We start from the raw sequence: 9114 nt of genomic DNA on the forward strand, positions 1-9114 counted from the left end.
AGGCGTATACTTCGCAAAACCCTTCGTCGCCAAAGCCGCAGTGATCGCGGCGGTCAACGTCGTCTTGCCATGATCCACGTGACCTATCGTTCCAATGTTCACGTGCGGCTTCGTCCTCTCAAACCGCTGCTTTGCCATATCCATTTCCTCCCAATAAGGTTCTAATTCAAATTACTATTGCATCTTTGCTCGTATCGGGAATAAATTCCCGATACACCAATCATAACTATCTTGCGAGTGAGCGGCCGGTCATCTTCTGAACCACCTGCTCAGCCAAATTGCCCGGAACCTCTTCATAATGCGACGGCTCCATCGTATATGATGCCCTGCCCTGGCTCATAGAGCGCAGAGTGGTTGCATAGCCAAACATCTCAGCCAGCGGAACCTTTGCATCCACCTGCTGTGTCCCACCAGAGCCCACTTCCATATGCGTAATGCTGCCCCGGCGTCCGTTCAGGTCGGATATTACATCTCCGAGATACTCCTCGGGAACCACGACCTCAACACTCATAATAGGCTCTTTGAGTGTGGGCTTACCTTTTTGGACAGCAGACCTGACTGCCAACGATCCGGCTATCTTAAACGCCATATCGGATGAGTCCACTTCATGATATGAACCGCCAACAAGCGTCACCTTTACATCGACAACCTCGAAACCGGCAACTACACCCGACTTTAATGCCTCCACGACGCCCTGCTTGACGGCAGGTATATATTCCTTTGGAACATCGCCGCCGACTACCTTGTTTACAAACTCGAACCCCGCTCCGGCTTCCTGCGGCTCCATCTCGATAATCACATGACCGAACTGGCCGTGACCGCCGCTCTGTTTTACATGTCTGCCCTCGACCTTGACGGGTTTGGTTATAGTCTCTTTATACGAAACCTGCGGTTTGCCATGATTGGCCTCTACCTTGAACTCGCGATAGAGTCTGTCCAGGATAATTTCGAGGTGCAGCTCTCCCATGCCCGAGATGATCGTCTGACCGGTCTCTTCATCGGTGCGCGCTCTGAATGTGGGGTCTTCATTGGCCAGTCTCTGCAGCGCAATCGACATCTTTTCCTGATCACTTTTTGTCTTAGGCTCAATAGCGACTGCTATGACGGGTTCGGGGAACTGAATGGTTTCAAGGAGAATCTTGTGTCCTTCATTGCAAAGAGTGTCGCCTGTGCTGGCGGTATCAAGACCCACTGCAGCAACAATGTCACCGGCATAAACATTCTGGACTTCTTCCCGGTGGTTGGCATGCATGCGAAGAATGCGATTCAAACGCTCCTTCTTGCCCTTGTTTGCATTCCAAACCTGCTTACCGCGCTCCAGCTGACCGCTGTAGACCCTGAAATATGTGAGGTTGCCCACATACGGGTCACTCATGATCTTGAATGCGAGCGCTGCAAACGGTTCATTGTCGGATGCTTCGCGAGTGATTTTCTCACCGGTCTTTGCGTTGACACCCTCTACTGGGGGAACATCAAGCGGTGATGGTAAATAATCAACCACGGCATCCATAAGGGGCTGTACGCCCTTGTTCTTGAATGCGGAACCACACAATACCGGAACCAGCTTATTGCGCACAGTACCAGTGCGAATGCCAGCCTTTATCTCATCGGGGGTGATCTTCTCACCTTCGATATATTTTTCCATCAAGTGGTCGTCGATCTCAGCGACCTTCTCTACCAGATACTCTCTTGCTTCAAGTGCCGCCGAACGAAGATCATCGGGGATAGCTGTCTCTTCAAAATCGACTCCCAGGTCATCATTATAAACCAGAGCCTTGAGACGCACTATGTCGATAACACCCTTGAAACCACTCTCGGCACCAATCGGCAACTGCACAGGAACAGCATTTGCCCCAAGCCTCTCCCGCACCTTTTCGACAACACGCATAAAATCTGCACCAATACGGTCCATCTTGTTGACGAAAATTATACGGGGTACTTTATACTTATTGGCTTGTCGCCAGACTGTTTCAGATTGGGGCTGGACACCGCCTACTGCACAGAAAACTGCAATAACGCCATCCAGAACTCGCATGCTGCGTTCTACTTCAACTGTAAAATCAACATGACCGGGGGTATCAATGATGTTGATGCGGCTGTCTTTCCACATACAGGTGGTGGCCGCGGAGGTTATGGTAATGCCTCGCTCCTGCTCCTGCTCCATCCAGTCCATCGTCGCAGCACCCTCATGAACCTCGCCCATCTGGTGAATGCGACCGGTATAATAGAGCATGCGCTCTGTTACAGTCGTCTTACCAGCGTCGATATGCGCGGCGATTCCTATATTCCGTATTTTTTCTAACGGATAGTCGCGAGACATCTTAATTTCCTTACTCAAAAACTCCCGAGGGAAAGCAGAAAGCATGCTTGATCGTCGGGCTGCGGGTCTTATGACCCCGTCCCCGATTTATCGATCTTTACTTTGCTCTCTATCTTCCGCCCCCTTCCTGCGAAAATTAGTATTGATTATTTTATATTTTATATTATCCAGAGCATTTTGCTCGGTGTTTGCTTGATTATTATATTGATTATCAGCCAACCTCTGCATTCCCAATAATCAATATAAAATATAAATTACTAAATTAGATTACCAGCGATAATGAGCGAAAGCCTTATTGGCCTCGGCCATTTTGTGACCGTCTTCCTTCTTTTTAATGGAAGCACCGGTGTTATTTGCCGCATCCATAATCTCAGCAGCCAGTTTCTCAACCATCGTATGCCCACCGCGCTTGCGGGAATATGTCACAATCCAGCGCAGAGCAAGAGCAACTTTGCGATCTGACCTAACCTCAACAGGAACCTGGTAGGTTGAACCACCAACGCGCCTCGGTTTGACCTCGATCACCGGCATCACGTTCTTCATTGCTTCCTCGAAGACCTCGATGCCTTTGCGGTTCGTCTTCTGCTCGATTATATCCAGAGCGCCGTAGACGATCTTTTCCGCAGCGGACTTCTTGCCGTCCAACAACACTCGGTTCATCAGACGCGTAAGCATCCTGCTTCCATAAACCGGATCAGGCGTTATCTCACGCTTCTTAACGGGACCTTTTCTGGGCATACTGTTTCAATCCTCCACACAAGTCAAAAAGTTTGAAAGTTGGAAAGTCAAAAAGTCCTTGCGCCTTAACCGGCTGACCCTTAACTTTTGACTTGGAACTTTTTGACCTTAAAACTTACTTGGGTCGCTTGGTTCCATATTTTGAACGGCTCTGCTTGCGGTCGGCTGTGCCTGCCGCATCAAGTGTGCCGCGAATGACATGATAGCGCACACCAGGCAGATCCTTTACTCTGCCCCCGCGGATAAGAACCACGGAGTGCTCCTGCAGGTTATGACCGATGCCGGGGATATATGTCGTAACTTCCATCCCATTGGAGAGCCTGACTCTTGCAACCTTTCGTAAAGCTGAGTTAGGTTTCTTAGGCGTTTCGGTTCGCACGATCAGGCATACACCGCGCTTCTGCGGATTGCCTTTTAGTGCGGGCGCCTTCGTCTTCTTCTTGACATTGGCGCGACCTTTCCTTACAAGCTGGCTGATTGTCGGCAAACTGACACTCCTGTTTTAAATGTTAGGAATCAGGGATAAGAGACTTGCCCCACCCTAACTCCGGGCAATAAAAATGCCCTCTTTGACACACATAGAGGGCGTTAGTCCACCTTGGATAGCTTTAATTGTTCCCGCATTAGTACAACGAGAAAGGTGTGCTAATCGCCTCCTAATATGTCGGCAAATGTGCTCGGACGAGGTTGCCCCCGACCCGAACTTGTAAATTATATCTAACTCAAACCGGCGTTGTCAATAGCATAGGTAACATTCAAGCAACATTTTTTTGCTTGTAACACCATCGGCTGACGCCGAAGTGTAATATACCACAAAATCGCGGACATAATCAACAACGTAACTACCGGCCGACAGGTTTTGTCGTCATGTCTGATTTTGCTTCTGACGCAGCTTCATCAGAACCAGCAGTGGGCGCAGCTTCCGCCGGCTGAGCGGGAAGTTTGAATTCCTTCTTGGCCATGTTCGCGCTGTCGCCAAGAGGAGGCTGAGGCTTGCCGTCCAGCTTCAGACTGACGGCATTCGCCTGACCCACCTTTATAAAAATTACCTCTTTGGCAGTCACTGTCTTGATCCCTGCAGGCATCACACCATAGATGATCTTCTGACCGTCTGCCTTTATATCAGCCCATACAGGCCTGGTCGCAGTCACTTCAAGCGTCAATGTCTGAGGTGCGGCTGGTTTGACAACGTCGGGCTTTACTACAGGTTTCTTTGTTTCCGAGTCCGCCGGCACTGCAGGCGCAATCGGCTCTGGTTTTGGAAGCTGGGCAACATCGGGCTTTTCGACATGGTCTCTGACTGCGGCCGGGACTTTTATTCCCCACCCTTTGTCATAGAAACCGGCTGCAGCTAAACCGCCAAGAATAACCAGAGTCAAGAGAGTAAACAAAACACTCTTCCAGACAGACTTGCGCTTCGGCGAGGGTGGAACCACCTCCCGAATTACATCCTGCCAATCATTCTCATATTTTTCCAGCAGTTCGCCGCTGTCCAAGCCAAGAAAGTTGGAGTAATCACGCAGAAATGCACGCGCATATACCTTATTTGGAAAGTGGTCGAACCGATCTTCCTCAAGTGCAGCTAAATTATGCACCGTTATTTTTGTGGCGTCGTGAACCTCCTCCAGAGAAAGCCCGCGTCTTTGCCTCTCCTGAAGAAGTATGGCACCTATTGTTTCATTGTTTTCCATTCTGCCTCAATCCTGACGGGAACATTGCCCCGCTAAGTAATTCACGGTATGTCCCTTGCATACTGCTATAGTGTTTGCATCACTAATACCACAAACAATCGTGCAATTACTAAACGTAAATTGCTTAGATATTCTACATAATAATGGCCCGGCAATCAAGATGTAAAACGTGCCTGATTGTATAAAGATTACTCTCCACTGGCGCCGGGAAATGTCACGGTGAATGAACTGCCTTTGCCAAGTTGAGTTCGCACGTCAATCTTGCCGCCATGAGAGTCCGCAATGTCCTTTACTATCGCAAGGCCAAGTCCGGTGCCGCCCAAACGTCTGGAACGAGCCTTGTCGACACGATAGAACCGCTCGAATATCCTGTCCAACTCACCCTGCGGTATGCCTATGCCGGTGTCCGTGACCATTATCTCAAAGCCTGACTCATGCTCATTTGCCTCGACACTAACATGTCCGCCATCGGCAGTATATTTGACTGCATTGTCCACAAGGTTGCGCACCATTTGCACCGTCTGCGCTTCATCACAATAGCCAGCCAGATCATCAGGAACTTTGACTTCAATCGATATGTTTTTGTTTACGGCCTGCGGATTGATAACCCTTACGGCGCGGCTGATAATCTCTACCAAAGAACAAGTTGTCTTCTGTGTCTGTGTAATACCCGAATCCCGCCTGGCAATATCGAGCAAGTCCTCAATCAGCAACGATAATCTGTCACTTTCCGCAATGATGGAGTTCAGAAACCTGTCGACAAAGTCTTCATCGTTTTTTGCGCCGGCAAGCAGTGCCTCGGCGGATGTCCTGACGGCGGTGATCGGCGTCTTTAACTCATGGCTGACATTTGCGACAAACTCCCTCTGGTTCATCTCATGTCGGCGGACGTCAGTGAGATCGTGCAACATGATGAGCGCACAGTCCTCCGACGAATTCGCCTGTCGATACCATGCCGCACGAATACCTATGACTCGCTGCGGCCAACCAGGAAGCCTGATCTCAGACGTCAGAACGTTCTTTTCGGACATACACTCATAAGACAGCTTGATTATTTCAGGGTGTACGTCGGAATCCTCCAACTGCATCCCGATTCGCAAGTTGCTTACATCGCACAATCGACAAGCAGCAGAATTGCACAGCATAATGCGACCATGAACATCGACTGTGATTACCCCATCAGCCATGCTCTCGATCACTATCACACGCTGGCATTTCTCACGCCGCAGAACACTTACACTTTCACTAAGGCCCTTAACAGCATTCACCAGGTCGGTGTCGAACTCATCAAGCAGAGTATAATCTTCATCGCTCAAAGATTCCGAACCCGAAGCAATTTGTGCGATTATATGCGCTAAGTTCGCTTTGCGCTTGGCATTCACAGCCGAAGCACGCGCATAAGCATAGCAGAGAAATAATATAAGAAGAACTGCGATTACCAGCCACACAATCCATACCCACAAGTGAATGCCGGCTGAGTGTATGATGACGGTCGCCAGAAGTGTCACCATTACCGCAATTATGATACTTGGAAGAAAGAGCTTAATCTTCGCCCTCGCAAACAATTTTGTATCCAACACCGCGCACCGTCTTTATATAGGCCGGTGTGCTGGGGTCCTGCTCAATCTTTTCTCTGAGCCAACGTATGTGGACGTCAAGCGATCCCGTGTCATAGACCGCATCGGCATCCCAGACCCTCCTGAACAGTTCTTCCCTGCTGAGCACTCTGCCCTTATTTGACATCAATGCCCGCAGCAGCTCATACTGCTTTAAAGGCAGATGCACCTGCTTTCCACCTAGTGTGACTCGCCTTCTGGCAAGATCAAGCTGGATTGGTCCGACCTCTAAAAATGCCTTCTGATCTTCATCGCGAGCGCTTTGCATGCGCCGCAAAATTGCATTCACACGCGCTATCAGTTCACGGATGCTGAAGGGCTTTGGCAGGTAATCATCACCCCCCATCTCCAGACCGATGATTCTGTCGATCTCTTCAGTCTTTGCCGTCAGCATCAATATCGGTACGTTGGATTCCCTGCGTACAATTCTACAGAAATCAAGCCCACTAAGCTTGGGCAGCATTAGATCGAGGATGACTAGATCAGGTGAAAACGTACGAAACGCGGATAGTCCCGAAAGTCCGTCACCGGATGTTTCGACAATAAAACCCTCCGCTCTGAGTGAATAGGCCACCGATTCAGCAATCGGCGCCTCGTCTTCTATGAGAAGTATCCTGTCATTCATTACTGTTTGCAGCTCCTGACTTGGCCAGAGCATATATCTTGTGCCTCGTGCACAACTACAGTTCATGTTACGATTGGCAAAAAGGAGATGTCAAGTTTGTGCTGACTCGGATAGCATAAATGTGATATACTGGTATATCTGCACACAGGAAATCCCCTTTTTCATTGAACGGGAGTTCCCTCTAGACATGAGGATACATCATATGATACAGGATATCACAGAACGCCGACGCGCAATCGCACAACTACAGGAAAATATGCTTGACCTGATTGTCGCCGGTGGAGGTATCGTCGGATCGGGTATTGCGCGCGACGCCGGACTTAGGGGACTCGACTGCGCAATTGTCGAACAGTATGATATAGCGTCAGGCACAAGCAGCAAATCCAGCCGTCTTCTGCACGGCGGACTGCGATATCTGGCACAGGGACGTGTTGAACTGGTCCATGAGGCCAGTGTGGAAAAGTGCATCGTCAGCAAAATTGCTCCTCACATATCCGCTCCGCTTGGGTTCATTTTTCCTACATACGAGGGACCCTTATGGGATCAGTGGGCGCTCTGGAAACTGCAGATCGGAGTGAAGATATACGATATCCTGTGCATGGGAAGAAATTTGGGCAAATCTCGCTCACTCAACCCTAAAAAACTGACTGACCTGCTGCCTGATATCGACAAAAACAAACTCACCGGCGGTGTATTCTATTATGATGGGCTGACCAATGATGCGCGTCTGGTAATCGATACAATGCGTTCGGCGGCAAAATCAGGCGTAAATGTCCTTAACTACTGCAAGCTCATAAGCGCTGAGCCTGCACCTGAAGGCTGGCATCTATCTCTCTCCGACAGCATCACCGGTGAGACATTTGAGCTGAAAAGTAGATGTGTGATCAATGCTACGGGTTCATGGGGCGAGCAGTTCGATCAAAGCGCAATCAGCCTGCGACCGACAAAGGGTGTCCATCTCGTTGTCGATCGGAAGCGACTGCCGGTTCCAGATGCCGTTGTGGTTATAGAGGGCTCAAGAATACTGTTCGCGATCCCCTGGGGAGAAAGAGTGATCCTTGGAACGACTGACACCGACTATGACGGCAGACCCGAAGATGTGGCTGTCGAGCAGGAAGATGTGGACTATATAATCGCCACGATTGGCCGGGCATTTCCCACAATCGGACTCAGCAACAAAGACATCATCGGCGCATGGGCCGGATTGAGGCCGCTTATTGCCGATAAGAGAGGCAGGCCGTCTGATATTTCGCGCTCGCACCTAATTGTCTCGCAGAAGCCCGGATGGTGGGATGTGGGTGGTGGTAAACTTACAACATATCGGCTTATGGCCGAGCAGACAGTTGATCGAATAGAGAAGTACCTCGGTCGTCAACAAACAAAATGTGTGACTTCCAAACAGCCTCTGCTTCCTACTGATGAAACTGATGGCATAAGCGCAATTGTGCCGCCGGAGCCGTCACGCGAACTGGTCGAACACTTCTGCAATAACGAGTGGGCGGTTCATCTGGACGACGTGATGCTTCGGCGCGCCGGATGGACATACTATTGCACTAATGCGGATGAGATAAAACAGCAGGTCGCTGGTTGGATGGCTGAGATACTCGGTTGGGACGATATGCATAAGCAGGAAGAGCTGTCAAACGCTGGTTAAAAGCAGATACCTTTTATGTAAAATGCCGGGGCAAGTATGCCCCTCACAAAATGCGTCCGGGGCAGGAATACCCCGGACGATCAGCAGCTCACGAATTATTGTGTTTTGTCATTTCCGCGAATGCGGAAATCCAGACACTTAAGCTATATTGCAGTGCAGTTTTCTGGATTCCCGATCAGGTCGGGAATGACATAGTTGAACACTCAGCGTTATTATACAACCTCAAACACCGGCTTTTATTGCTCCAGCACAAAGCAGATTCCTTGTATTATTGCCTTGCCTGTCAGATAATGGTGGATAATAGGACGCTATGATCCACCTGGTAGAGGAGACGAGCAGATTCGAGTGCCTTGAGCACGTTAGCGAGATGGTTTCCTCTACCTTGTATGACTAAAAAGAGACTGGACGGTATCCTGGGTCCCGGATTAATCGGTGAACTCGTATCTACAAGGATGGTCCCAAGTCAGACA

8 protein-coding genes are annotated in these 9114 nt (G+C 49.7%); 1 reads left to right on the forward strand and 7 read right to left on the reverse strand.

From position 1 onward, the window contains the following. The 7 genes from LLG46_12225 to LLG46_12255 form a co-directional block, all read right to left on the reverse strand. A partial coding sequence (locus LLG46_12225) for a GTP-binding protein (protein ID MCE5324063.1) occupies positions 1-138 on the reverse strand: 138 nt, incomplete at its 3' end. 88 nt (positions 139-226) lie between these two features. Beyond that, positions 227-2320 carry an elongation factor G gene (fusA, locus tag LLG46_12230; GenBank protein ID MCE5324064.1) on the reverse strand — a complete coding sequence of 698 codons (2094 nt, stop codon included), beginning with the start codon at positions 2318-2320 and terminating at the stop codon, positions 227-229. A 267-nt stretch (positions 2321-2587) separates the two neighbouring features. After that, entirely contained in the window at positions 2588-3058 is a 471-nt protein-coding gene (rpsG, locus tag LLG46_12235; GenBank protein MCE5324065.1) for a 30S ribosomal protein S7, read from the reverse strand. A 115-nt stretch (positions 3059-3173) separates the two neighbouring features. Then, positions 3174-3545: a 30S ribosomal protein S12 gene (gene rpsL, locus LLG46_12240; protein MCE5324066.1), complete on the reverse strand. Its 372-nt coding sequence runs from the start codon at positions 3543-3545 to the stop codon at positions 3174-3176. A gap of 355 nt (positions 3546-3900) precedes the next feature. Then, positions 3901-4749: a DUF4115 domain-containing protein gene (locus tag LLG46_12245; protein MCE5324067.1), complete on the reverse strand. Its 849-nt coding sequence runs from the start codon at positions 4747-4749 to the stop codon at positions 3901-3903. A gap of 188 nt (positions 4750-4937) precedes the next feature. Then, positions 4938-6326, reverse strand: coding sequence for an ATP-binding protein (locus tag LLG46_12250; protein MCE5324068.1), 1389 nt, complete (start codon positions 6324-6326; stop codon positions 4938-4940). Continuing rightward, positions 6292-6990 (reverse strand): response regulator transcription factor, encoded by a 699-nt coding sequence (locus tag LLG46_12255; protein MCE5324069.1) that lies wholly within the window; start codon positions 6988-6990, stop codon positions 6292-6294. The genes LLG46_12250 and LLG46_12255 overlap by 35 nt, the downstream gene beginning before the upstream one ends. 202 nt (positions 6991-7192) lie before the next feature. Here LLG46_12255 and LLG46_12260 point away from each other — a divergent pair, with 202 nt between their 5' ends. Further along, positions 7193-8644: a glycerol-3-phosphate dehydrogenase/oxidase gene (locus tag LLG46_12260; protein MCE5324070.1), complete on the forward strand. Its 1452-nt coding sequence runs from the start codon at positions 7193-7195 to the stop codon at positions 8642-8644. Positions 8645-9114 lie beyond the last annotated feature (470 nt).

The organism is bacterium (assembly GCA_021371935.1).
Classification (GTDB): domain Bacteria; phylum Armatimonadota; class UBA5829; order UBA5829; family UBA5829; genus UBA5829.

Excerpts from the sequence above, each read along its gene's own strand:
- LLG46_12255 (MCE5324069.1), bottom strand. The coding sequence starts at position 6,990 with ATGAATGACAGGATACTTCTCATAGAAGACGAGGCGCCGATTGCTGAA.
- fusA (MCE5324064.1), bottom strand. The coding sequence starts at position 2,320 with ATGTCTCGCGACTATCCGTTAGAAAAAATACGGAATATAGGAATCGCC.
- LLG46_12245 (MCE5324067.1), bottom strand. The coding sequence starts at position 4,749 with ATGGAAAACAATGAAACAATAGGTGCCATACTTCTTCAGGAGAGGCAA.
- rpsG (MCE5324065.1), bottom strand. The coding sequence starts at position 3,058 with ATGCCCAGAAAAGGTCCCGTTAAGAAGCGTGAGATAACGCCTGATCCG.
- LLG46_12260 (MCE5324070.1), top strand. The coding sequence starts at position 7,193 with ATGATACAGGATATCACAGAACGCCGACGCGCAATCGCACAACTACAG.